The 22908-nt window shown below is 61.6% G+C and carries 21 protein-coding genes; 11 read left to right on the top strand and 10 right to left on the bottom strand.

All coding sequences use genetic code 11. The features are described 5' to 3' along the window. The first annotated feature begins 30 nt into the window (after positions 1 to 30). The 3 genes from OKW29_RS19540 to OKW29_RS19530 all read left to right on the top strand — a co-directional run bounded on the left by OKW29_RS19540 (position 31) and on the right by OKW29_RS19530 (position 3733). A complete protein-coding gene (locus OKW29_RS19540) occupies positions 31 to 1395 on the top strand; it encodes a hypothetical protein (protein WP_429292172.1) in 1365 nt (454 codons plus the stop codon). 206 nt (positions 1396 to 1601) lie between these two features. Further along, positions 1602 to 2207 (top strand): TetR/AcrR family transcriptional regulator, encoded by a 606-nt coding sequence (locus tag OKW29_RS19535; protein WP_429292171.1) that lies wholly within the window; start codon positions 1602 to 1604, stop codon positions 2205 to 2207. 374 nt (positions 2208 to 2581) lie between these two features. Next, positions 2582 to 3733 carry an NADH:flavin oxidoreductase gene (locus tag OKW29_RS19530; protein ID WP_429292170.1) on the top strand — a complete coding sequence of 384 codons (1152 nt, stop codon included), beginning with the start codon at positions 2582 to 2584 and terminating at the stop codon, positions 3731 to 3733. Positions 3734 to 3794: 61 nt separating this feature from the next. Here the strand turns inward: OKW29_RS19530 and OKW29_RS19525 are convergent, their stop codons facing one another. The 3 genes from OKW29_RS19525 to OKW29_RS19515 form a co-directional block, all read right to left on the bottom strand. Continuing rightward, positions 3795 to 4490: an SDR family NAD(P)-dependent oxidoreductase gene (locus tag OKW29_RS19525; protein ID WP_429292169.1), complete on the bottom strand. Its 696-nt coding sequence runs from the start codon at positions 4488 to 4490 to the stop codon at positions 3795 to 3797. A gap of 63 nt (positions 4491 to 4553) precedes the next feature. After that, positions 4554 to 5348: an enoyl-CoA hydratase/isomerase family protein gene (locus OKW29_RS19520; protein WP_429292168.1), complete on the bottom strand. Its 795-nt coding sequence runs from the start codon at positions 5346 to 5348 to the stop codon at positions 4554 to 4556. Between the two features lie 75 nt (positions 5349 to 5423). Next, a complete protein-coding gene (locus OKW29_RS19515) occupies positions 5424 to 6620 on the bottom strand; it encodes an amidohydrolase family protein (protein ID WP_429292167.1) in 1197 nt (398 codons plus the stop codon). Positions 6621 to 6856: 236 nt separating this feature from the next. On the opposite strand from OKW29_RS19515, the gene OKW29_RS19510 reads away from it, so the two are divergent. Next, positions 6857 to 8278 (top strand): MFS transporter, encoded by a 1422-nt coding sequence (locus OKW29_RS19510; protein ID WP_262421578.1) that lies wholly within the window; start codon positions 6857 to 6859, stop codon positions 8276 to 8278. A gap of 109 nt (positions 8279 to 8387) precedes the next feature. Here OKW29_RS19510 and OKW29_RS19505 read toward each other — a convergent pair whose 3' ends face one another. Beyond that, complete coding sequence (locus tag OKW29_RS19505) at positions 8388 to 9182, bottom strand: IclR family transcriptional regulator (protein WP_429292166.1); 795 nt, start codon at positions 9180 to 9182, stop codon at positions 8388 to 8390. Between the two features lie 248 nt (positions 9183 to 9430). On the opposite strand from OKW29_RS19505, the gene OKW29_RS19500 reads away from it, so the two are divergent. Continuing rightward, a complete protein-coding gene (locus OKW29_RS19500) occupies positions 9431 to 10195 on the top strand; it encodes an SDR family NAD(P)-dependent oxidoreductase (protein WP_018425469.1) in 765 nt (254 codons plus the stop codon). A 463-nt stretch (positions 10196 to 10658) separates the two neighbouring features. Here OKW29_RS19500 and OKW29_RS19495 read toward each other — a convergent pair whose 3' ends face one another. Further along, positions 10659 to 11900, bottom strand: a complete 1242-nt coding sequence (locus OKW29_RS19495; RefSeq protein WP_429292165.1) for a CaiB/BaiF CoA transferase family protein — start codon at positions 11898 to 11900, stop codon at positions 10659 to 10661. A gap of 48 nt (positions 11901 to 11948) precedes the next feature. Beyond that, the gene (locus tag OKW29_RS19490; RefSeq protein ID WP_429292537.1) at positions 11949 to 12743 is read right to left on the bottom strand and encodes a crotonase/enoyl-CoA hydratase family protein; all 795 of its coding nucleotides are present in this window, start codon (positions 12741 to 12743) and stop codon (positions 11949 to 11951) included. A gap of 218 nt (positions 12744 to 12961) precedes the next feature. Here OKW29_RS19490 and OKW29_RS19485 point away from each other — a divergent pair, with 218 nt between their 5' ends. The 5 genes from OKW29_RS19485 (at position 12962) to OKW29_RS19465 (ending at position 18569) form a co-directional block, all read left to right on the top strand. Further along, the gene (locus OKW29_RS19485) at positions 12962 to 13738 is read left to right on the top strand and encodes an enoyl-CoA hydratase (RefSeq protein WP_429292164.1); all 777 of its coding nucleotides are present in this window, start codon (positions 12962 to 12964) and stop codon (positions 13736 to 13738) included. 107 nt (positions 13739 to 13845) lie between these two features. Then, positions 13846 to 14832 (top strand): NAD(P)H-dependent flavin oxidoreductase, encoded by a 987-nt coding sequence (locus OKW29_RS19480; RefSeq protein WP_187630157.1) that lies wholly within the window; start codon positions 13846 to 13848, stop codon positions 14830 to 14832. Continuing rightward, positions 14829 to 16016: a CaiB/BaiF CoA transferase family protein gene (locus OKW29_RS19475; RefSeq protein WP_429292163.1), complete on the top strand. Its 1188-nt coding sequence runs from the start codon at positions 14829 to 14831 to the stop codon at positions 16014 to 16016. Before OKW29_RS19480 ends, OKW29_RS19475 begins: the two co-directional genes overlap by 4 nt. A gap of 13 nt (positions 16017 to 16029) precedes the next feature. Then, the gene (locus tag OKW29_RS19470) at positions 16030 to 17322 is read left to right on the top strand and encodes an acetyl-CoA hydrolase/transferase family protein (RefSeq protein ID WP_429292536.1); all 1293 of its coding nucleotides are present in this window, start codon (positions 16030 to 16032) and stop codon (positions 17320 to 17322) included. Between the two features lie 50 nt (positions 17323 to 17372). After that, positions 17373 to 18569 carry an acetyl-CoA C-acetyltransferase gene (locus OKW29_RS19465; RefSeq protein WP_429292162.1) on the top strand — a complete coding sequence of 399 codons (1197 nt, stop codon included), beginning with the start codon at positions 17373 to 17375 and terminating at the stop codon, positions 18567 to 18569. 52 nt (positions 18570 to 18621) lie between these two features. Here OKW29_RS19465 and OKW29_RS19460 read toward each other — a convergent pair whose 3' ends face one another. Then, complete coding sequence (locus OKW29_RS19460) at positions 18622 to 18792, bottom strand: rubredoxin (protein ID WP_090808851.1); 171 nt, start codon at positions 18790 to 18792, stop codon at positions 18622 to 18624. Between the two features lie 33 nt (positions 18793 to 18825). After that, positions 18826 to 20028 (bottom strand): cytochrome P450, encoded by a 1203-nt coding sequence (locus OKW29_RS19455; RefSeq protein ID WP_429292161.1) that lies wholly within the window; start codon positions 20026 to 20028, stop codon positions 18826 to 18828. A gap of 152 nt (positions 20029 to 20180) precedes the next feature. Between OKW29_RS19455 and OKW29_RS19450 the strand changes: the two genes are divergently transcribed. Then, positions 20181 to 21086: an SDR family NAD(P)-dependent oxidoreductase gene (locus tag OKW29_RS19450; protein WP_429292160.1), complete on the top strand. Its 906-nt coding sequence runs from the start codon at positions 20181 to 20183 to the stop codon at positions 21084 to 21086. A gap of 74 nt (positions 21087 to 21160) precedes the next feature. Here the strand turns inward: OKW29_RS19450 and OKW29_RS19445 are convergent, their stop codons facing one another. Next, on the bottom strand, positions 21161 to 21982 hold the full coding sequence (locus OKW29_RS19445; RefSeq protein WP_429292159.1) for an HpcH/HpaI aldolase/citrate lyase family protein: 822 nt from the start codon (positions 21980 to 21982) through the stop codon (positions 21161 to 21163). A 67-nt stretch (positions 21983 to 22049) separates the two neighbouring features. Further along, positions 22050 to 22907, bottom strand: a complete 858-nt coding sequence (locus tag OKW29_RS19440) for an FAS1-like dehydratase domain-containing protein (protein ID WP_429292535.1) — start codon at positions 22905 to 22907, stop codon at positions 22050 to 22052. Position 22908: the final 1 nt, after the last annotated feature.

The following is a 22908-nucleotide window of genomic DNA, read 5'->3' as shown; positions in this document are numbered from 1 at the left end:
CGCCTGGCAACTCATAGCCCTGGAGACGACATGTCCGCTTTGGACCCGTTCTATGCACTGCTGCGCGGTGAAAGCGACCCGTTTCGCAATCACCCCGAGAACCTTTGCGAGCTTCAGCTCGCTGCCATGAAAGAGCGCTTCGCCGAGCGCCGCGAACAGATCAGGCTACTGCGTCGCAGAGCGGAAGATGTCGGCGTCAACGAGGTGACCCGCCATGAAGATATGGTGCCCCTGCTGTTCGCGCATCAGATCTACAAGAGCTACCCCGAGTCATTCATCGACAACGGCCGCTGGAAGCATCTTTCGGCATGGCTGCAAACGCTATCGAGCAAACGGGTAGCCGAAGTCGATCTGGACGGCGCGGACAACGTCGACGCATGGATGGACCGTCTGCGCACAGCGGGACACCATGTTTTCAGTTCGAGCGGCACATCCGGCAAGTGCAGCTTCATCAGTCAGACGCAAGCCGATCTCGACAATGTCACCGAGTCGTGCGTGAAGCTGGGCGTCTATGGCAACGCAATGATCCGAAGAGATTTCGGCAAGCGCCCGGCTTTCCTCATGATGCCGCCTGCCGGCGCGCATCGGCATATCGAACCGGTACTGAACGCAGCGCGACGGCTCGGCGCGGAAACCACGCTGATGTTCGACGAACCGGTGCTCGCATCCGCAACGATTTCGATGGGCCGCATGCGCCGCGCAATCGCCGACGGCTCCGCGAAACCGAGCGAGGTCGCGGCGTTTCAGGAGCAGGCGGTGGCGCGCCAGCGTCATACCGGCAAGATGATCGACCGGTTTCTCGACAAGCTCACCGCGCAGCGCGAAGTTCCGGTGCTCGTCCAGGGCAACTGGTCGTTGCACTGGACGCTCGTCGAGCGCGCCCGTCAGCGCGGCATCGCCGATGGCATCTGCCATCCGGATACGGTAATCACCACCGGTGGCGGCTTGAAGGGCACCTCGGCCCCCGCCGACTATCGGGAGCAAATCATCCGCTTCTACGGTATTCGTGCCGAGAACGTCCAGAACAGTTATGGCATGTCCGAGATGATCGGAACCGGCCCCTGGTCGGAAGTTGCGCAGGGCTATGCAATCTGCCCGTGGATCGTCCCGTTCGTCCTCGACAAGGCGGGAGAGCAACTGCTGAATCCTGCGGATGGACTGGGCGTCGTTGAGGGGCGCTTCGCGTTTTTCGATCTGCTGGCCGAAGGATACTGGGGTGGTTTCATCACCGGCGACAAGGTCGTGGTCGACTTTTCACCGGCGGGGAACACCGACGGCCTGCAAGGGCCGCTGGTCCGTCAAGTCGGCCGTTACGCCGATCTCGAAGAAGGCGAAGACAAGCTCTCGTGCGCCGGCACGATGGAGTCGTATGTACGTGGCATGATCAACGTTTGAGCCCTGCTGCGCGCGCTCCGAGCCCCAGGGGCGCCATTACTGGCGCCCCCTTGGGCTCATGAGTATACTGATGTCCTGATTCCGACATCAAACACTCCCCGATGTACAAACCTATGTCAGTTCAGGCTCCCAACGGAGCCTCGCGGCTCGCTGCGGCGGACAAACCTCGAACGGCTGGCCGGCCCACCCACGACGATGCAGTTCAGTTGCGCGAGCGGCTGCTCGAAGCCGCCAAATCCGTGTTCATCAGAGAAGGTTTCGGCGCCGCCAGGGTCGAGGAAATCGCATCGCTGGCTGGCGTCAGCAAAACGACCGTGTATCGCCAGTTCGGCACGAAAGAAGAGCTGTTTCGCTCCATCGTCTGGCGCGGGATGGCCGATCTGCGGGGCAAGATCTCGGAACATCTGGAACCGGGCCGCGATTTTTCGACGAACCTGGCATCCCTTATCGATGCGCTCGTCGAACACATGGCAATACCGGACAGCATGCACACTTCACGCATGGTCATTGGCGAGGCGATTCGCTTTCCCGATGTCGCAAAGCAGTTTCTGCAGTTCGTGGTGACGATGCTGGAGCCGCTAACCGGCGTTCTGGAAGCCGCCGCGGTCAGCGGCGTGATCGCCATCGACGATCCCTCGAACGCGGCGCGCGATCTTCTCACACTGGTCACAGGCGCGCCCGAGGTGCACCTCGCGGTTCAGACCACTCGTTCCGAACGGAAACGCCGGGCTGAGCGGATTCATCGGCTTCTGTTGACCGCGTGGAGGTACCGTGCGGCACTGGATAAGGTTCGAGCCCGGTCAATGCCGTAACGTTCGCGCGGCCATCCAGGTCTCGCCGACGCACTAGCTGTCAATTTCTCCCATCACCTGGAATTGCCCCGACGCCTGGGCGATGCATTTCGCATTCGCCCAGATCCGGCAGTCGGAGAAAGTCCGCATTCGCTCTTGCGAAAGTAGGTAGGTCCGAACATCCGATGGAAGGGGCCGAACTCCGGCATCAATGCAAAGCCCTCCGGGATGAGCTTTGCGCCGCTCTCTTCGAGCGCGTCTACCGCCAATGAGTCTGCTTGCTCCAATGCAATCCTCCTGTTCAACGCCGCCTGCGAGACGGCGCCAATATTGCTTTTTCATCGAAAGAACATAGCGTATCATTATCCGCACACAAGTCAAATATGTGAATGCCCATGGATACCGCTTCGCTCTTTTCACCCCTCACCGTGCGCGGGGTCACGCTTGCCAACCGTATCGTCATGTCACCCATGACTCGCGGCTTTTCGCCGAACGGATTGCCCGGTAGTGACGTCGCCGCCTACTACAAGCGGCGTGCGCAGGGCGAGACAGGCCTGATCATCACGGAAGGCGTCGGCGTCGATCACCCCGCGGCGCTCGGCGAAGCCGGACTCGGAGAAAATTCGATTCCAGTGCTCGCCGGAGAGGAATCAGTTGCCGCGTGGCGACGCGTGACGGACGAAGTTCACGCTAGCGGCGGAATCATCTTTCCTCAGTTGTGGCATATGGGACCCATGAAAGAGGCGAATACGGGCCCCTTCCCGGCCGCCTCGCCACTGCGCCCATCGGGACTGTGGGGACCGGCAGGACGAACGACATCGCTCAACGCAGGTTACATGGAGCGCGTCATGCCGCCAACCCGCCCGATGACCGACGCCGAGATCGCGGACGTCATTGCAGCCTATGGTCGAAGCGCGCGCTATGCGACGGCCGCCGGCTTCGATGGCATCGCGATTCACGGAGCTCACGGCTATCTGATCGACGCTTTTCTGTGGGCGGAAACCAATCAACGCACGGATCGATGGGGCAAGGATCTCGCGGCGCGCAGCCGCTTTGCCGCCGAGGTTGTCCGTGCAATCCGCGAAGCGATCGGTGCGACGATGCCGATCACGTTCCGCTTCTCCCAGTGGAAGCAGCAGGATTTCCGCGCGCGTCTCGCCAACGACCCGCACGAACTCGAGCACATTCTCGCGCCGCTCGCGGATGCTGGCGTCGACATCTTCGAGGCGAGCACCCGCTATTTCAACCGGGCGGAATTCGCGGGCTCAGAGATGAATCTCGCCGGTTGGGTGAAGAAGGTAACCGGCAAGCTTTCCATGACTGTTGGTGGGATCGGCATTAACAAGGGCTACTACGATTCAATGGCCGGGGCCGCGACAGCGGCGCAGCCCGACCTCACTGCCCTGCTCGATCGTTTCTCACGCAGCGAGTTCGATCTTGTTGGCGTGGGACGCTCGCTTCTACATGATCCGAACTGGGCGCGGCGCGTACGGCTTGGCGAGCCGTTCCTCGGGTTCAGCAACGACTCGCTCGCACACCTCACCTGAAACGCGATTTGCAGTTGGCGCCTTGACTCGGGCATCAACTGCTATTTCCGGTTCGGGATCTTTACGTACGCCCGGTGACAGGAATCAACGCACCGGTCACCCCCGACGCGGCGCCAGACGCGAGAAAGAGAATCACCTCGGCAATTTCTTCAGGCCGCACCCAGCGGGAAAAGTCAGCGTCGGGCATATCCTTGCGGTTCTGTGGCGTATCGATGATGCCTGGCAAGATAGCGTTGACGGTAATGGAACGGCCTTTGAGTTCTTCGGCCAGCGCCTCAGTCAAACGCATCACCCCTGACTTCGAGGCCGCATACGCTCCCATGCCCGCGCCCGCCTTCAGCGCAGCGCCGGCTCCAATATTGATGATGCGTCCGCCCTCCGCGCTGTCGGCAATATGGTCGAGTGCCGCTTTCGACGCACTCGCCGCCGTGCGCACGTTCGTCCGGTACATCAGATCCCAGGTTTCGAGACTGCCGTCCGCCAGCGTTTCCCAGCGAAAGCCTCCCGCTACATTGACGATCGCATCGAGCTTGCCAAGCTGCTCGACGACCGCGGAAAGCGCCGAGCGCGCCGCATCGAGATCAGTCAGCTCGACGCCTCCTCGCCACCAGGAAGCGTGCAGTTGCTCCGCGCTCGCGTTCTCCGGCTCGAGCGCCTTGTCGATCAGCGCGACCTTCCAGCCGTTCTCGGCAAACACTCGACCAACCGTGCGCCCAAGCGTGCCGAATCCACCCGTTATCGCCACTACCCGTTGCATGTGCATCCCTCCCTCGCCGCGCCCGGCGCCGCGGGTACCGCTAGCGCCGGACACTGTAAAAGCTCAACGTCCCTTGAACACCGGCTCGCGTTTCTCGCGAAACGCGTTGACCGCCTCTTGATGGTCTTCCGTCAGGTTCGACAGCGCCTCGTATGCAATCGACGCGTCGAGAATGGCATGCGCAAGTTGCTTCAGGCCGATGTTGATCGACGCCTTGGTCCACTGGATGGCGCGCGAAGCGCCGTTTGCGAGACGCTTCGCCATCGCGTCGACCACGACATCCAACTGGTCGGCCGGTACGGCATGATTGATGAGCCCCAGTCGTGCCGCCTCTTCCGCCGTGACGAGATCCCCCGTCAACAAATATTCCTTGGCCTTCGCATAGCCCACGAGCTGCGGCCAGATCACCGCGCCGCCATCGCCCGCCACGAAGCCGACTTTCACGTGCGGATCGCCAATCTTTGCGTGATTGGCCGCGTAGCTCAGATCCGAGAACAGCGCGATCGTCGCGCCGAGACCGATTGCATGACCGTTGATCTTGGCGATGACCGGCTTCGGACAATCCAGCATCGAGAAGACAATTTTCTTTGCACGCTGCATGCCTTCGAGGAACAGCGTGGGGTTGTCGATGACCTGCTGCATATGCTCGATATCGCCGCCCGCGCTAAAAGCCCGCCCTGCGCCCGTCAACACCACGACGCGGGTCTCAACGTCCTCGGCGACATCGAGAAAAAGCCGCGACATCTCAATGTCCATTTGCTCATCGAACGCGTTCAACGTTTCCGGGCGGTTGAGCGTAACGGTCAAGACGCCGCCTTCGCGTTCGAGCAATAGCGCCTTATAGTCCGAAATATTCATGGCTAACCTGTTCATAATGAAGAAATCGCGCGGGACGGACAGACCGTCTGCCGCCGCCGACCGGTACAAGACCGATTACACGTGCAGCGGAATGAACCGGCGGCCGTTGTCGTACATGATCTTGCGCGTATCTTCTTCCGAGAGCCCATTGCATGCTTCCGACGCGAAGACCTTCGGTTCGGGCACGCCTTCCGCGTGCGGATAGTCGGAGCCCATCAACAGGAAGTCCGACGATCCCGTTTGAGCGATGATCTGGGCGATGTCGTCCTCCGGATACGCGACCACGAAGACATTTTCCTTGAAGATCTGGCTCGGGCGTTTCTTCAGCTGACCGCACGGCCAGTAGCCATTCTTCGCCATCCCCCGGCACTTGTCCATTTTGACGAGCAGCGAAGGCACCCACTCGGCACCGTTTTCGGCGCTGCACAGCTTGACCCGCGGGAAACGCTCGAAGAAGTTGTAGAAGATGAACGACGACAGCGTTTCCATGACCGGCCGCTCGCCGTAACCGTGCATCCAGACAAAGGCGGTCTGACGCTGGCGCGACTGCTGCACGGGCTCGCCCCACACCGCCATATGATCCTTCATGTAGATCGCTTCCGACACATGGAAGGTGACGCGCACGCCCGCTTCGTTGAGGATCGACCAGAACGGATCGAAGTACGGATCCGCAGGTGCACGGCCATTGAACGGCCCCATCGGCATCAGGATCACCCGCACACCGTTCGCAACCAGCCACCGGGCCTCGGCGACAGCCGCATCGAGATCGTCGAGCGTGACGACCGGCGTCGTGTAGATGCGGTCTTTGTAGTTGAAGCCCCAGTCGTCGAGCATCCACTGGTTATACGCATGCAACACCGCATTTGCCGCAACGGGCTCGTTGAGGTAGGAAATACACGCGACCATTTCGCCGATGTACATCGTGCAGGCTTCAACACCGAAATCGTCCATCTTCTTCAGGCGCGCATCGCGGTTGAACATGTCCGGCGTCGGCGAAACCCGCATATCGACGTTATCCTTGCCATCCTTCATCGCGCGCAGCCATTCATGCAGCTTGCCCGGCGGCGGAACGTGCCCCTCGGCCGATGTGTATCCCTCGCTGATTTCCACCTTCCGGTCGCCCACATACATGCAGCGGTTGCCGTCTGCCGTGACACGGCTGGTAAAAGACCAGTCCTTCCTGAACTTCTCGGGCAAATGACGGTTGAACGCGTCCTCGACTTCGTAGAAGTGCGTGTCGGCGTCGTAGATCTTCCCTTGATACGTTTGCATGGTCTCGCTCCTGATTGTGGGGAGCGCTTCAGAACGTGCGCCCTTGAGAGAAGTATCGGGGCAAGCCATCGACCAAAAAACTCTCATATCGAACTCGAAAACGTCGATATCGATTTGATATCGGGCGGTGGCCTCGCGACCCTTGCGGTCGGTATCGAACTCTCCAAAAAACATAAATACGAACGACGTTCGCATATAAGTATAATCGAAACGAAGACACGCAACCGGAGACGTTTATGCAAGCCGAAGTACTCTCCCAACCGGCACACCGAGCGCAACCGGTAGCGGGTCCACCGCGCGGGTTCACGATGGCGATCCTGCTTGCCGCGGTAGCGGCCTCGTCCGGCATCACCGTCATCTACACCGTGCTGGTCACGCTCTACAAGGCTTTTCCTGCGTCGAACTCCGTGAGTTGGACCGTCACCGCGTACTGGCTCGGCTCGGCCGTCTTTGCCGCCGTGAGCGGGCGACTCGGCGACCTGTTGGGCTACCGCCGCATCCTGCTCGTGGTGATATCGGTCGCTGCGGCGGGCGCAGTCGTGGCTGCATGCGCGACCGATGTCGGCATGCTCGTCGCGGGGTGTGCGATGCAATCGATCGCGGCAGGCATTACGCCACTCTCCATCGGTCTGGTTCGTGAGAATCTGCCACCCGCCAGGCTGCCTGCCGCGGTGGGGTTGATCAGCGCGGCAGGCATGGTGTCGGCGGGGCTGATCTACATCTGCGCGGGCGTTGTCGTGGATCACTATTCGTGGCAAGGCGGCTTCTGGTTCAAAGTCGCGCTTTGCGTCGTGGCCGTCGCGGCTGTACGCGCGTGGGCACCGCCGTCGCCACCGAATCCCGGCGTGCGGATCGACTACATTCGAGGTCTCGCGTTCGCTCCAGCGCTTTGCGCCATCCTCTTCGCCGTGCAGCAAATCCGCACGTGGGGGCTCGGCGATCCGCGGCTGTGGGGCTTGATCGCTGGCGGGATGATCGTGCTCGGACTCTGGGCACGCCATCAACACGGGGCGCGTCATCCGCTCATCAATGTGCGTCTGCTGAAGACGCGCGAGGTCGTGTTGGCCAATGCATGCATGGCATTCCTCGCGGCAGGCGCCATGCAACTAGGACAGGTCTTCTCGCTGCTCGCCCAGCAACCTGCCGGCACGCACGCCGGATTCGGGTTGAGCGCGACGGCAGCCGGATTACTGATGTTCAGCATCAACATCGTCGCGCTGGTCGCGAGCCCATGGAGCGGCCGGGTTGCGGCCCGCTACAAGGCCCGGCCCGCTGCCTTGATTGGCATGCTCATACTGGCCCTGGGCTGGGCCTCGCTGATCGTGCTTCATCGCAGCCTGCTGCTCTTCGTTCCAGGTGCGGTGCTGTGCTCGTTCGGCCTCGCCTTCGCAAGCACGGCGCTGTACAACCAGATCGTGGAAGCGACGCCTGCACATCAGACAGGCGAGGCAACGGGCATGCTCTACGTTTTCTTCTCGTGTTTCTTCGCGGTAGGTGCCCAGGCGGTATTTGCGCTGCTGCGCAGCGCGACGGCGGGGCACGACGGTGCATCGTTTCCGGCCGATAGTGGCTATGTTTCGGTATTCGTCTACATCGCCTGCAGTTCGATCGCCGGACTGCTGGTCGCCTTCATGCTGCCGAAGCGTCGTACACACTGACGGTCGATGCGACCGATCCGTTGCGCGCGGGTACGACGCTTCTTCGACCGCACCGCGACCGCGGCGCATTGAAGCACCCGCTTCACTGCGCCGCCGGCCGACTGGCGAGTCACTCCTCGTCTGCCTGACCCAGCGCAGACGCCCGCTGGGCGACTCTGATCATGTGCTCTTCGAGCCGGTGACGTTCGCGGTCGAAGCGTTCGAGCGGCGCACCAATTGCCATCGCCGCGATGACATTGCCATTCGGTCCGAAGATCGGCGACGACACGCCGGCCGAATCCGGCAGTAGTTCACCGCGACTCACCGACAGGCCGCTTTCGAGGATGTGGTCGAGTTCGTCACGCAACGCCTTCTTCGTTGCGATCGTTTGCGGGGTGCGGCGCTCGAATTTGACCGTCTTCATGTAGTCGGTAACGAAAGCGTCCGGTGCATGGGCGAGCAGCACGCGGCCCGCAGCCGTGCAATAGAGCGGGCGACGCAAACCGATGTGCATTGAATAGCGCACCGATTGCTCGCTCTCGATCACGTCGACATAGGTGATCTCTTTGTGTTCGACGTCAAGGACACCGACATACACGGTTTCATTGGTGCTCTTCGAGAGATCCACCAGGAACGGGCGCAGTATCTTCGAAAAATTCCACGCGGCCATCACGCCTGCCGACAACCGGAAGATCGACGGTCCCAGGCGATAGCGGCCTACGTCGTGCATCAAGTACCCCTCCGCCACCAGAGGTCTCAGCAGATTGAGCAGGCTGCTCTTCGGTGACTCGAGAGCGACATTCAGTTCTGCTAGCGACATCCCGTCCGGAGACTTCGCCAGCACATCGAAAATTCCGAGGAGTCGGGTCAGCGAGCGCGGCCCGCTGACGTCCCGGTCCGCCGGCGCTGAGGTCTCTTTCAACATGATTTTCCCCATGAATTGACTGTATCGATTATACGTGAACTATTCACATAGTTTTACATCGATCAAAATTTGGCACACTTTTGCACCACCCGAATTCGGGAATACGCCAGGGCGCTCCTTCACACAGCTTGAGATATATTTGAACGACGTTCACAAATCTGGAATTCAGAAGCATCATCTTCCAGACCCTTTACGCAATACGCTCGCGCGTCGAACAGCAACATCAACCTTCACTTCTGGATTCACTCATGTACACGAAAAAACTGGCAGAAAAGGTCGCCATCGTGACCGGAGGCGGGCAAGGCGTTGGGCTCGGCATCGCCCTTGCGCTTGCCACCGAGGGGGCGAGTCTGGTCCTCACTGGTCGCACGGAGGCCAAACTCACGCGGGCTGCTGAGGAATTGAGCGCCCTCGGTTCGCAAGTGCTGGTCGTGCCCGGCGATACGCGCAATCGCGCCGACGCCGTGCGGACGGTCGAGCTTGCCGTCGAGCGATTCGGACGTGTGGACGCACTCATCAACAATGCCCAAAGCAGCAGCCCGGGGGTGCCGCTCGAGTCCGTTACCGACGATGACTGGAGCAACACGCTCGAATCGGGCTTGTACGGCACGCTGTATTTCATGCAGGCCGCATTGCCGCGGATGAAGTCGCAGGGCCGCGGCGCCATCATCAACTTCGGCTCGCGCACCGGCATCGAAGGCCTCAAGGGATTCGGCGCGTACGCCGCAACCAAGGAGGGCATTCGAGGGCTCTCGCGTGTTGCCGCGCGCGAATGGGGCGTCTACGGCATTACCGTCAACGTCATTTGCCCGGCAGCGCTCACGCCTGCCGCCGAAGCCTACCTCGAAGCCAATCCTCAGGAACGCACTCGCTATCTCTCTGAAATTGCGCTTGGCCGCTTCGGCGATCCTCAGCGCGATATTGGACGAACAGTTGCATTTCTATGTAGTGACGACGCTAATTTCATCACCGGGCAGACTATCAGCGTGGACGGCGGACAGTCAATGCTTTAGTGCGTCTTTTTGAACAGGGTGCAATATATGAAACGTCCAGTTGCATTATCGCGAGCCTCGATCCGAGGAGTGAGCTTCCCGCCGGGCGCGTACCACGAAGCTTGAAGAGCGATCAGGTGTTTCTCCTCTCACACACTTCGCGAGAGCGTGTGGAGTTTGGCCTTGGCTGCGGGACACCGAGCCAAGGCGTTTTTTCGCCGTTACCTTTGGGACTCGATCGCGTCTGTTGAGAAATTTCTTAAAACCATTCCGACGCGAAGAACGGCAAGTGCACGTCCATCCAGTCGAACTCGCTGCGGCAGTTCGCCCAAGCCCAATGAGGTGACTTTCCGCTGCGCACGGGAGTGTCCGAACGTTGATGCGGACGCGAGATATTCGGGGCGTCCCTACCGGAGTGGATACACCCGACTTCTACGTGGTCTGTACATACGATACGGCTGTTGCGTCGCAGGCTTTGTCCTTTCTATAGAACTTTCTTTTCGCGCAGGATATCGATATCCGACTGCGACATACTCAGCACATCACGCAGCACGTCGTCCGTATGTTGTCCGAGCGTCGGCGGCGCCCCGTACGAATCGATAGGCGTGCCCGACATCTTGACCGGATTGGCGACCATCCGAACCGCCTTATCCGTGAGCGGGTGCGCAACTTCGACGCACATCGCGCGTGCCTGCACATGCGGATCTGCGAACACCTGCTCCAGATTGTTGATCGGTCCGGCCGGCACCCCGGCGACGTCGAGTGCTGCGAGCAGTTCGTCGCTCTGCCATTGAAGGATCAGCGGCTCGAACACTTCGCCCAGCGCGCGACGATTCTTTACGCGCAGCGCAATCTCGCTGAATCGTGGATCGCTAGCGAGCTCGGGGTGCCCCAGAACGTCACACATCCGCGCGTATTGCTCGTTGTTGCCCGCCACGATCATGATGTCGCGATCGGCGCAGCGGAACATGCGGGACGGCATCCCACCGTTGCCCTCGGTACCGCGCCGGATAGGAATCTGGCCTGAAACGAGATACTGGCTTGCATAGTGCGATGTGGCAGCAATCATCGCGTCCAGCAATGCCAGGTCGATGTACTGTCCCTGCCCGGTACCGCCTTGCGCCGCGTCGCGATGATAAAGCGCTGCGATGATCGCCGAAGCGGCGTACTGACCACACAGGATGTCCGCAAGACTGGGCCCGGTTTTCATTGGGCCGCCGCCCGGCACGTCGTCGCCGTTTCCGGTCACGCTCATCAGGCCACCCATCGCCTGGAAAATCGAGTCGTAGCCGGGGCGCGGGCTATACGGTCCGGTCTGACCGAACCCGGTTATCGAACAGTAGATCAGGCGCGGATTGACCACCTTGAGGCTGTCGTAGTCGAGCCCGTAACGCTTGAGGTCGCCAACCTTATAGTTCTCGAGCAACACGTCGCAGTGCGCCGCCAACGAGCGGATCAGCGCCTGGCCTTCGGCCGTGGAGATATCGCACGTGATCGACTTCTTGCCTCGGTTCGCGCTGATAAAAAACGTCGACTCGCCCGTGGCCTTTCCCTCCCGATCCATCAGGAACGGGGGGCCGAATTGCCGCGAATCGTCGCCCTTGCCCGGACGCTCGACCTTGATGACCTCCGCGCCGAGATCCGCCAGCATCTGAGCCCCCCAAGGCCCCGCGAGAATACGGCTCAGATCGAGTACGCGAACACCCGCCAACGCGCCTTTTGTCATAGCAAACGGTCCCCTTGAATTCACACTGGCTGCGCCGGAAGCCTTGCATTAGCGTCCGACGAACCTCGCCGTACGTTTTTCGATGAAGGACTGAACGCCTTCCTTCGCGTCTTCAGTGTTGTAGAGAAACTGCTGGGTCGACTGAATCGTCGCGTAAGCATCCTGCCAGCCTTGTCCCAGCGAAACGCGCGCGTTCTGCATCGTGGCCTGCACGGCTAGCGGTGCCTGCGCCGCGATTCGCTCGGCGATCGCGAGCGCCCGGTCGAACTCCTGCCCCGCAGGCACGACATCCTGCACGAAGTTCATGTGCCGTGCCTCGTCTGCGGTGAATTCGTCGCCGGTAAGCAGTACCTTCATTGCGTTGCCCCAGCCGGCTCGCTGCACCATGCGGAACGTCGCACCACAACCTGCCATGATCCCCCGCTTGACTTCAAGCTGGGAGAAACGGCAGTTGTCGGCCGCAACAGCCACTTCCGATGCAAGCATCAATTCGACCGCGACCGTGAAGCAGATTCCCTTCAGCGCAATGACGACCGGCTTGGTACGCAGCGGCGCGCGCAAGTTGAACGGATCGACCTCGCCTTCAGGAAGCAGCGGTTTCCCTTCGCGGCGCAACGGCGCGACCTTTGGCATGTCGAGCCCTGCCGTAAAGTGATCGCCTTCGGCGTATACCAGCCCGCAAAAAATATCGCCGCTCTTCTCGAGCTGCGTGTAAGCCATGGCAAGCTCTCTGAACATTTTCGGCGTGAAACCATTGCGCTTTTCCGGCCGGTCAATGCCGATCAAGAGCAGGTTCCCACGCTGCTCAACGCGAATCTGTCCGTCCTCGTGACGAGTGGTCATGCAGTGTCTCCTCGCGGTGTTTTCCGTTAGCAATTCTGACCTCGCGCTCAATTGACAAAGCTGGGTCGCACATTCAGAATCATAAACGTCGTTCACAAAATTGGCAACGCACGATACGCTCCGACGCTGCCGAGCGGCGCACCGCAGACACGCAAATCATCGGCGAGCAGGCCCCATCCGGGCCTAGGTGTTCACCCTCATTCGTTCAAGGAAGAACCATGGCCTACGAGACGATCATCGTCGAAACGCACGGGAAAACCGGCTTGATCAGGTTGCACCGTCCGCAAGCCTACAACGCACTGAACAACCAGCTGATGGACGAGCTGACGGCAGCACTCGACGAGCTCGAAACCGACCCCGCCATCGGCGCCATCGTGATGACCGGTAGCGAAAAGGCGTTCGCCGCCGGCGCCGACATCAAGATGATGAACGAATGGACGTACATGGACGTGTACAAGAATCAGTTCATCACGTCGAACTGGGAACGCACGTCGCGTTGCCGCAAGCCGGTCATCGCCGCGGTCGCGGGTCTTGCCTTGGGCGGAGGCTGCGAACTGGCCATGATGTGCGACTTCATTCTCGCCGCCGACAACGCCCGTTTCGCCCTGCCCGAAATCACGCTCGCGACCATTCCCGGCGCTGGCGGCACGCAGCGCCTTACGCGCGCGCTCGGCAAATCGAAGGCGATGGAAATGATCCTCACCGGCCGGCGGATGGACGCCATTGAAGCCGAACGATGCGGCCTCGTGAGCCGCATCGTGCCCGCCGACACGCTCGTCGAGGAAGCGCTGAAAACGGCCGACGAGATCGCGCGATACTCGCAACCCGTCGTAGCGATGGCCAAAGAGTGCGTCAACCGCGCCTACGAATCGAGCCTGGCGGAAGGCATCCTGTTCGAGCGGCGTATGGCGTATTCGACCTTCGCCACAGAAGATCGAAAGGAAGGCATGGCAGCCTTCGCCGAAAAGCGCAAACCCCAGTTTCGCGATTGTTGAATTGCTAAAAAGCGCCACGCTGTCGTGGCGAACAGAGCCCGCCAGGTCACGCGCGTCACGCGCATTTCTCTGGCACCCATACTTCCTATCCAGGCTACAGGCGCGCGATGAAACCGTATGTCAATCGCATTACTGAATTACTCGGCATTCAATATCCCATCATTCAAGGCGGCATGCGCTGGGTGGCGCGAGCCGAACTGGCGGCGGCCGTGGGCAATGCCGGCGGTCTCGGCTTCATCTCCGCGCACACCCATGCAAGCGCCGATGCACTCGCGCGCGAAATCGACAGGGTGCGTTCGCTCACCGACAAGCCCTTTGGCGTCAACCTGACCGTTCTCGGCGCCAATGTCGGTCTCGACTATGACGCGTATGTGCGCACGATCGTGTCTCAAGGCGTCCAGGTCGTCGAGACAGCAGGCAGCAATCCGGCGAAATACATCGCCGAGTTCAAGGCGCAGGGCGTCAAGGTCGTGCACAAGTGCGTGACGGTTCGCCACGCGGTGAAGGCCGAATCGCTCGGCGCGGACGCCGTCAGCATCGACGGGTTCGAATGCGCGGGGCACCCTGGCGAAGACGACATCCCTGGACTGATCCTGATTCCCGCCGCCGCCGACAAGCTGAAGGTGCCGATTCTCGCGTCTGGCGGCTTTGCCGATGGGCGCGGGCTGATGGCGGCTCTCGCGCTCGGCGCGGACGGCATCAACATGGGAACCCGATTCATGCTCACGCAGGAGTCCCCCGTCCACCCTGCGATCAAGCAACGGCTGCTGGAAGCGAGCGAGCGCGATACGGTGCTGGTTGGCCGCTCGATCGGCGATTCAAGCCGGGTGGTCAGGAACAGCGTGAGTCTCGCCGCGCTCGAACTCGAGCGCGCCGGCAACGTGACGCGCTCGGACCTCTACGCGCTGACCGGAGCACAGCGCTGGATGGACGCATTCGTGACAGGAGAAGTGGAAGGCGGCGCCTTCCCCGCCGGTATCGTGACCGGCCTCATTCACGACTTGCCGACCTGTGCGGAATTGATCGGTCGCATCGTGAAGGAAGCCGCCGCGATTGCGCAACGCCAGCTCGGCTTCAGCGCTGCTCTGGCATGAAACTGACCGGCCTTCGCGTCGTGGACCTGTCGCAATTCATGCCGGGTCCGTTCCTCGCCGCCAACCTCGCCGATCACGGCGCGCACGTCGTCAAGATCGAACCGGTCACCGGCGACCCCACCCGCGGCGCACCCGGCACCGACGGCGCGTTCTTCGCCGCGATCAACCGCGGCAAGCGCAGCATCGCGCTCGATCTGAAACATCCGGACGCACGCGAGGTCGCGCTCAAGCTGATGAACGAGGCCGACGTCGTGATCGAATCGTCGAGGCCGGGCGTGGCCGCTCGGCTTGGCATCGACTACGACACGATCAGTCGGACGAACCCGGGAGTCGTTTATTGTGCGATTACCGCATTCGGCCAAACCGGCCCGCTCTCTCAATTGCCCGCACACGATCCGGTAGTTCAATCGCTTGCAGGTACGCTGCCGCGCGATGGCCGGGGAATCCCAATTGCCACGGGGCCGTCGCTCGCCGCGCTGGCCGGTTCATTGACGGCGTTGTCCGCCGTATTGATGGCGCTGCTGCGCGCGCGGGAAACGGGGCGCGGCGACTACATCGACATGGCGCTTTTCGATGCGGCGCTCACATCGCAGCCGTATCTGAGCGGCCACTTGCTCAACGCGCCGGACAGCCAATTGCGAGGGCCGACTGAAGGCGACAGCGGGCTCGCGTTGCTCGACACCTATGAGACCGCCGATTCGAAGTGGCTCTGCCTTGGTGGCCGGGAACACAGCTTCGCAACCAACCTGCTTACACCGCTCGGCCGTCCGGATCTCGTCGCCGACGCGATCGGCCCAGCCGGTGAAGGCCAGATACGCGTCCGGGCGTTCCTGACGCAAATCTTCCTGACTCGCACACTCGATGAATGGCTCTGCTGGTTCGAAGGCCGAAACATCAGTGTGGCGCCGGTGCTCTCGCTCGCCGAAGCGCTCGACCATCCGCATGCGCACGAGCGCGGGATGGTCCAGAGGGATCCGTCCGGAGGCAACCACGTTGCAAGCCCGATTCACTTCCGTTTGGAGCCTGGGTCGCCACCGCTCGCCGTTCCACACCTTGGCGAGCACACAGAACTCGTGCTGCGGAGCATCGGCTACAGCGACGAACGGATTGCGGAACTCGTCGCGACAGGCGCAGTACGTGGGCAGCACGACGAAGCCCAGGCCCTTGCGCAACCCGCCACCTGACGCAAACAACACCATGCCATTACTGCTAGAGGCGGACGCCGTCGATTTCGCGTCCATCATCCGCCCCGGCGATACCGTCGCATGGGGCCAATCCAACGCAGAGCCCCTTGCGCTCACGCGCACTCTACTTCAGCAGCGGCACAGCATCGGCGCGTTCCGGGTCTTTCTCGGCGCCGGCAACTACGACACGTGCCGGCCTGAGCACGCAGACTGCATCGATTTCGTTTCGTACTGCGGGAGCGGCTCCAACCGCGCACTGGCCAAGGCTGGCGCGCTTGATATCCTGCCCTGCCATTATTCGCAGTTGCCAGAGATGATGGAGTCGGGTCAGCTAGCGATCGACGTCCTGCTGCTGCAGTTGGCGCCACCCGATGCGCACGGCCGCTACAGCTTGTCCGTCGCGCATGAGTATCTGATCCCGGCGCTCGAGCGCGCGCGCGTCATCATTGCGGAAGTCAACGAACAGGCACCCTGGACTTACGGCGAGCGATATCTTCGCGACGACGACCTCGACTTCATTGTCCCGACGTCGCGCGCTTTGCCCGAGAGTTCGCCCAGCGCCGTCAGCCCGACGGAGCTGGCGATTGCACAGCACACGGCCGGTTTGATCGAAGACGGCGCCACCATTCAACTCGGCCTCGGCGCGATTCCAGAAGCGATCCTCGCCTGCCTGGGCGATCGGCGAGACCTTGGCATCCATTCCGGCACGATCGGGGACAAAGTCGCCGATCTGATGGAAAGCGGCGTGATCAACAATGTGCGCAAAACCATCGACACGGGCAAGACCATTGCTGGCGTGATGATGGGGGGTCGCCGCATACACGAGTTCGCGCATCGAAACGACGCCGTGCAGTTTCGTTCGACCCGCTACACGCACGATCCGAACGTGCTCGCAAGCATCGACCGCTTCGTCGCCATCAACTCGGCGGTCGAGGTCGATCTGAGTGGCCAGATCAACGCCGAAATTGCCGGTGGCGTGTACGTGGGCGCGGTGGGCGGCGCACTGGATTTCCTGCGCGGCGCGCGGCGCTCGCGTGGCGGCGTTCCTGTCATCGCATTGCCGTCCACAGCGGGCAAGGGCGCGACCCGCATCGTCGCGTCGTTGAACGGACCGGTCAGCACGTCGCGCAGCGACGCCGCCATCGTGGTGACCGAATACGGCGTGGCCGATCTGCGCGGCCTGACGCTGCGCCAAAGGCGCGAACGCATGCTGGCAATCGCCCATCCGGACCATCGCAGCGCTCTCGATCAGATGGCGAGCGTCCCGCCTTCCAATCGCTCAAGAAGCGCGACGCTCGTCGGCTGATTGCAACCCCAGCCGAATCAGAACTTTCAAACTTTGCAAGGAAACGTCCGATGAAACGCGCGGCAATTGTCTCCCCTGTACGAACGCCCGTCGGCACCTTTGGCGGTAGCCTGCGCGGCGTTTGCGTCGAAGATCTCGGCGCGCTCGTTGCGAATGAAACGATCCGGCGCGCAGGACTCGATCCCGCTCGCATCGACGACGTCGTCTTCGCGCAATCGTACGCGAACAGCGAAACACCTTGCGTGGGCCGCTGGATTGCGCTGCAGGCGGGCCTGCCGGTGGAGGTGCCGGGCATGCAGCTTGATCGACGTTGCGGCGGGGGCCTGCAGGCGCTCGTCACCGCCGCGATGATGGTGCAGACCGGCGCCGCCGACGTGGTGTTGGCCGGCGGCGTGGAAAGTATGAGCAATATCGAGTACTACAGCACGGACATGCGCTGGGGCGCCCGGTCGGGCTCCGTCCAGTTTCACGACCGGCTCGCGCGGGGCCGCGAGCGCTCACAGCCGGAATCGCGCTTCGGCTTTATCTCCGGCATGATCGAGACCGCGGAAAATCTGGCCACCGACCATGGCATCAGCCGCGAGGCCGCCGACGAGTTCGCGCTGCGCAGCCATCAGCGCGCGGCCGCCGCATGGGAGTCCGGCCAGATGGCCGAAGAGGTCGTGGCGGTCAGCGTTCCTCAGAAAAAAGGCCAGCCGCTTCTGTTTTCCAAAGATGAAGGATTCCGCGCCGACGCCAGCATGGAAAGCCTCGGCAAGCTTCGCGCGTTGATGCCGGGCGGCACAGTCACCGCAGGCAACTCCAGCCAGCAAAACGATGCCGCTGCCGCTTGCCTCGTCGTCGCGGAAGACCGCCTCGAAGCGCTCGGACTCGAACCCATGGCCTGGCTGACCGGCTGGGCCGCAGCCGGATGCGAGCCATCACGCATGGGCATTGGGCCCGTGCCCGCAGTGCAGAAGCTGATGACGCGCATCGGGCTTACGCTCGAGCAGATGGATCTTGTCGAAGTAAACGAAGCATTCGCGTGTCAGGTGCTGGCAGTCCTCAAAGGCTGGAACTGGCACGATACCGACCGGCTCAACGTGAACGGCTCTGGCATATCGCTGGGCCACCCGATTGGCGCAACGGGCGTGCGCATCATGACAACGCTGTTGCACGAGTTGACGCGCCGGAAAGGACGTTATGCACTCGAGACCATGTGCATCGGCGGTGGCCAGGGTATTGCCGCCGTGTTCGAGCGCGCCTGATCCTGAGCGATGAAGCGCACGGCCTTGCGCCGTGCGCCGTGCGCCCGCCCGCTCAGGCCTCCACTTCGAACATCACGAAGTCGGCCTTGGTCGCGCCGCACTCGGGGCAGGCCCAGTCATCGGGGATGTCTTCCCAGCGAGTGCCAGGCGCGATGCCCTCCGCGGGAAGTCCCGCTGCTTCGTCGTAGTAAAAACCGCAAAAAATGCATTGCCACTTTTTCATGATCGTCGATGAGTCGTTGAGGGTGGGGATACTTCAGGGCGCTACGTCCCAGACGAGCGGCAGATAGAGCATGCCGTTGACGGAGCCCGAGCCGCATCGGGGCTTGTCGCCCTCGCGAATGCGAAAATCGGGAATGCGTTTGAGCCACTCCTGGAGGAAAACCTTGATCTCCGTACGCGCAAGGAACGACCCCGGGCAGCGATGCGGGCCGTTGCCGAACGCGGCGTGCAGCACTGGCTTGCGCGTCAGGTCGACGGCGAGCGGATCGCTGAACTTGCGCTCGTCGAGGCCAAACAGGGAGTTCGGCAATTGAATCTGGTCACCCTTCCTGAACTGGATACCCTTGTATTCCATGTCCTGCGTGATGAGCCGCGCGGTGTTCGCCACGCCAAAGCGACGAATCATCTCATCGACCGACGACACCATCAGATCGGGATTCTCGATCAGCTGCCTGCGGTGCGCCGGATTCTCCGCCAGAAAGCGCGCGATGAAACCCATCATCGACGCGACGGTATCGAGGCCGCCAAACAGCACGACGATAAACATCCCGAACATGCGCTCGGGGCTGATCGGCTTGCCGTCGATCTGCGCGTTGGCGATGAGGCTGACGAGATCGCCGCCCGCCTCTGCCTTGCGCTTGTCCACCCAGGCGGAGATATAGCCAATCAGCCGGTGCTGGGATTCGTTGCGCTGCTCGAAGTTGCCGCGCACGGCCCATTCCGCCCATTCGAGCAATTGTCCTCGGTCGCTCAACGGAAGATCGGCAAGACGCAGGAAAATCACGATCGGCAGGATCTTCGAGAACTCCGAGACGAACTCGCATTCGCCTCGTGGAGCGATTTTTTCGATCAGCTCGATTGCGAGCTTGCGCACGTCGCTTTCCAGCGAGGAGATAGCTTGCGGCAGGAAAGCGGGCGTGATCAGGTTGCGGTACGCGGTATGTTCGGGCGGGTCAAGCTCGAGCGGCACGAGCTGCGTTTCGTTGAGCGGCGGGATGTTGACACTGCGATGCGAAAAATGGGTGTGGTCCTTCTGCATGGCCTCGATGTCTTCGCCGCGCGTGGCGATCCAGTGGCCGCCATGGTACGGGGACCAGACGATATCAGGCCCGGTATGCAGCCTCTTCCACGCCAGATGGACGTCGTCTTGCGCACCGGGCGGATTCATATAGTCGAAATCGACCACGAGTTCTCGCGGAACATGGTCCGGCACGGTCCAGTCTTTCGTAGGGTTCATCTCGCGTCTCCTATCATTTGGTCGTCTTCGAATGGATCAATCGTCACACTTTGCATCAACGTGCCAGCGTTCATATTATGCAACGCCGTTCAGTTTTGATATTATACCGAAGCGAGCTTTTTTACATCAACGCCTCTCGAACGGAGACAAGAGTGAGCGATTTCGTCAAGGACAAGGTGGTAGTGGTAACGGGTGCGGGTGCCGGCATCGGGCGCGATTTTGCGTTGCAATTCGCGGCGAACGGCGCAAAGGTCATCGTCAACGACCTGGGTCGCAACGCCGAATCCGGCCAGTTCGCCGCAGAGCGCGTCGTCGAAGAAATCAAGGAGGCCGGCGGGCAAGCGCTTGCCTCGACGGATAGCGTCGCTGAATGGGATTGCGCGCAGAAGATCGTGCAGGCCGCGCTGGACACGTTCGGCCGCATCGACTGTGTGGTCAACAACGCCGGCATCGTGCGTGACCGTATGTTCTTCAACATGAGCCTCGACGAGTGGAAGGCCGTAGTCGACGTGCATCTGAACGGGTCGTTTTTCGTGGCACGCGCGGCGGCTCCGCATTTCAAGGCACAAAACAGCGGCAGCTTCGTTCACATGACCTCCACCTCGGGTCTGATCGGCAACATCGGACAGGCCAACTACTCCGCCGCCAAAATGGGGGTCGTCGGTCTGTCGAAGTCGATTGCCCTCGACATGGCGAAATTCAACGTGCGCTCGAACTGCATCGCGCCGTGGGCATGGACCGCAATGACGGCCTCGATCCCCTCGGAGACGCCTGAGCAAACAGCACGCGTCGAAATTCTCAAGCGCATGGAATCGCGCAAGATCGCGCCGCTCGCGGTCTACCTTGCGTCCGGCCAGGCCGCAAAGGTTTCGGGTCAGATCTTCGGCGTGCGCGCCAACGAGATCTACTTCTTCAACCAGATCCGCATGATCCGGTCGCTGCATCGCGACGGCGGCTGGACGCCTGAAGCGATTGCCGAGCAGGTCATGCCGGCGTTCGAATCGAGCTTCTTCCCGAACGTGCCGTCCATGGCGCTCACGCCCTGGGATCCGGTGTAAGCGATACCGTGTCACGCCCGCGCCACATGATGCGGTGGTGGCGCGGGCGGTGCGTCGCTCACCCGCCGCACCACTTACCCTTCCTCTGAACCTCGCACGCTTTCAGACAAGCCAACGATGCGTCTTGCCTTGAGCAATACCGGCAAGTCCACCATCCGTCCATCTACGGACACCGCCCCGCCTTCTGCCCGCTCATACGCGTCGACGATTCGCCGCGCCTTGGCAATTTCATCCGCGCTCGGGCTGAACGCCGCATTGACCGCTGCAATCTGGCGCGGATGAATGCACAGCTTCCCGCCAAAGCCCAGCGATCGCGCCTTCGACGAATCGTGCGCGAGTTGCCGTTCGTCATCGATTGCCACGCTAACGCCATCCACGGGAGACTGAATGCCCGCTACGCGGGAGGCCAGCACAATACGCGAACGCGCGAACAACAACGCGTCCCATGAACCGTCACAATCCAGATCGAGTTCGAAGTCAACCGAACCGAATATGAGTCGCTCGACGCCGGGCATGCGCGCCACGTCCAGTGCGTTCCAGACACCCTCGGCAGATTCGATGATCGGCAATATGGGTTTCGCCGTTGCCGCCGCGACAGCGGCCAAAGCAGCCGGATTCTCAGCCTTGGGCAACACCACGCCATCGATACCATCGAACGCTGCGAGCGAGAGGTCCCGCTGGAACCACTGCGTGCCCCCGCCATTGATGCGCAAAAGTACCCGAACCGTCGATGCCAAAAATGTACGTACCGCGTCGGCAACATATGCACGCGCCGACGCTTTGTCCGCGTCTGCAACAGCGTCCTCGAGGTCCACGATCACCGCATCGGCGCCTGCCGCGAGCGCCGTGGCGAATCGTTCAGGCTTGCTGCCCGGCACAAAAAGAAACGAACGCATAAAGTCTCCCATTCAGCGTCCGGTCCGGCTATGGCGACCCCGCCAGCGGACCGGCTCGACGATCAGATCAGATCAGAACAGCCGTGGCTTCCATGTGCAACGATCCGTCGCTGCCGGCGATCCACAAGCTCACCTTGCTTTGGTCCGATTCGTGTTGCTTTCCGCAAACATAGAAAGGCGACGTGTCCACCACCGGTTTGATCGCGCGGAACGAAAACGCTCCGACGCGCGCGCCCGGCAACTCCGCTCCGAGCGAGTCCATCAGTAGCGTGGCGAGCAGCGGGCCATGCACGACGAGTCCCTCGTATCCCTCTGCGCCGATCGCGTAAGGCCGATCGTAGTGAATGCGATGACCATTCAACGTAAGCGCCGAGTAGCGAAACAGCAGCACAGGATCGGGATTGACCTCTCGTGCCCATTGAGCGCCCATGGGCGCGGCCTGTAATGCTGCAGGCTTTTCGCTGGCAGCCGCATGATCGCGATACACGATATCCTGGCGTTCGACGATCGCAAGGCCAGCAGCGTCGCTGACCTCGTGCTTGACCTTCACGAACACGAGATCGCCGGTACGTCCATGCTTGTGCGCAACACTCTCGATGCATGAAAGACGCGTGATCGCGCTACCCGCTTTCAGCGGCCGTAGAAACTCGAGTTGACTGCCCGCCCACATGCGGCGAGGCAAATCGACCGGCGGCAGAAAGCCGCCGCGTTTCGGATGACCGTCCGCCCCCACCATCGACTGGCGATGAACCGGCAGAAAATAAAGCCAATGCCACAACGGCGGCAAGTCATCGCCACGTGCTGAAAGCGCGTCATCGTGGTCAAGCATGGCGCTGAGAGCCGCCATCGGCGTGGAGGTGAGCTGGTCCTGCACTTCCTCGGTGCGCCCAGTCCATTGCTGCAAATACTCGATATCCATGCGCATC

Origin of the sequence: Paraburkholderia sp. CI3 (genome assembly GCF_050436505.1) — a bacterium.
Classification (GTDB): domain Bacteria; phylum Pseudomonadota; class Gammaproteobacteria; order Burkholderiales; family Burkholderiaceae; genus Paraburkholderia; species Paraburkholderia tuberum.
Note: the sequence above shows the minus strand (reverse complement) of the source record. Positions and strands in the feature narration are given on the sequence as shown.

Bases quoted from the DNA above. Each gene is read 5' to 3' on its own strand.
- OKW29_RS19540 (WP_429292172.1), top strand. From the start codon at position 31: ATGTCCGCTTTGGACCCGTTCTATGCACTGCTGCGCGGTGAAAGCGAC.
- OKW29_RS19530 (WP_429292170.1), top strand. From the start codon at position 2,582: ATGGATACCGCTTCGCTCTTTTCACCCCTCACCGTGCGCGGGGTCACG.
- OKW29_RS19525 (WP_429292169.1), bottom strand. From the start codon at position 4,490: ATGCAACGGGTAGTGGCGATAACGGGTGGATTCGGCACGCTTGGGCGC.
- OKW29_RS19520 (WP_429292168.1), bottom strand. From the start codon at position 5,348: ATGAATATTTCGGACTATAAGGCGCTATTGCTCGAACGCGAAGGCGGC.
- OKW29_RS19515 (WP_429292167.1), bottom strand. From the start codon at position 6,620: ATGCAAACGTATCAAGGGAAGATCTACGACGCCGACACGCACTTCTAC.
- OKW29_RS19510 (WP_262421578.1), top strand. From the start codon at position 6,857: ATGCAAGCCGAAGTACTCTCCCAACCGGCACACCGAGCGCAACCGGTA.
- OKW29_RS19505 (WP_429292166.1), bottom strand. From the start codon at position 9,182: ATGTTGAAAGAGACCTCAGCGCCGGCGGACCGGGACGTCAGCGGGCCG.
- OKW29_RS19500 (WP_018425469.1), top strand. From the start codon at position 9,431: ATGTACACGAAAAAACTGGCAGAAAAGGTCGCCATCGTGACCGGAGGC.
- OKW29_RS19495 (WP_429292165.1), bottom strand. From the start codon at position 11,900: ATGACAAAAGGCGCGTTGGCGGGTGTTCGCGTACTCGATCTGAGCCGT.
- OKW29_RS19490 (WP_429292537.1), bottom strand. From the start codon at position 12,743: ATGACCACTCGTCACGAGGACGGACAGATTCGCGTTGAGCAGCGTGGG.
- OKW29_RS19485 (WP_429292164.1), top strand. From the start codon at position 12,962: ATGGCCTACGAGACGATCATCGTCGAAACGCACGGGAAAACCGGCTTG.
- OKW29_RS19480 (WP_187630157.1), top strand. From the start codon at position 13,846: ATGAAACCGTATGTCAATCGCATTACTGAATTACTCGGCATTCAATAT.
- OKW29_RS19475 (WP_429292163.1), top strand. From the start codon at position 14,829: ATGAAACTGACCGGCCTTCGCGTCGTGGACCTGTCGCAATTCATGCCG.
- OKW29_RS19470 (WP_429292536.1), top strand. From the start codon at position 16,030: ATGCCATTACTGCTAGAGGCGGACGCCGTCGATTTCGCGTCCATCATC.
- OKW29_RS19465 (WP_429292162.1), top strand. From the start codon at position 17,373: ATGAAACGCGCGGCAATTGTCTCCCCTGTACGAACGCCCGTCGGCACC.
- OKW29_RS19460 (WP_090808851.1), bottom strand. From the start codon at position 18,792: ATGAAAAAGTGGCAATGCATTTTTTGCGGTTTTTACTACGACGAAGCA.
- OKW29_RS19455 (WP_429292161.1), bottom strand. From the start codon at position 20,028: ATGAACCCTACGAAAGACTGGACCGTGCCGGACCATGTTCCGCGAGAA.
- OKW29_RS19445 (WP_429292159.1), bottom strand. From the start codon at position 21,982: ATGCGTTCGTTTCTTTTTGTGCCGGGCAGCAAGCCTGAACGATTCGCC.
- OKW29_RS19440 (WP_429292535.1), bottom strand. From the start codon at position 22,907: ATGCGCATGGATATCGAGTATTTGCAGCAATGGACTGGGCGCACCGAG.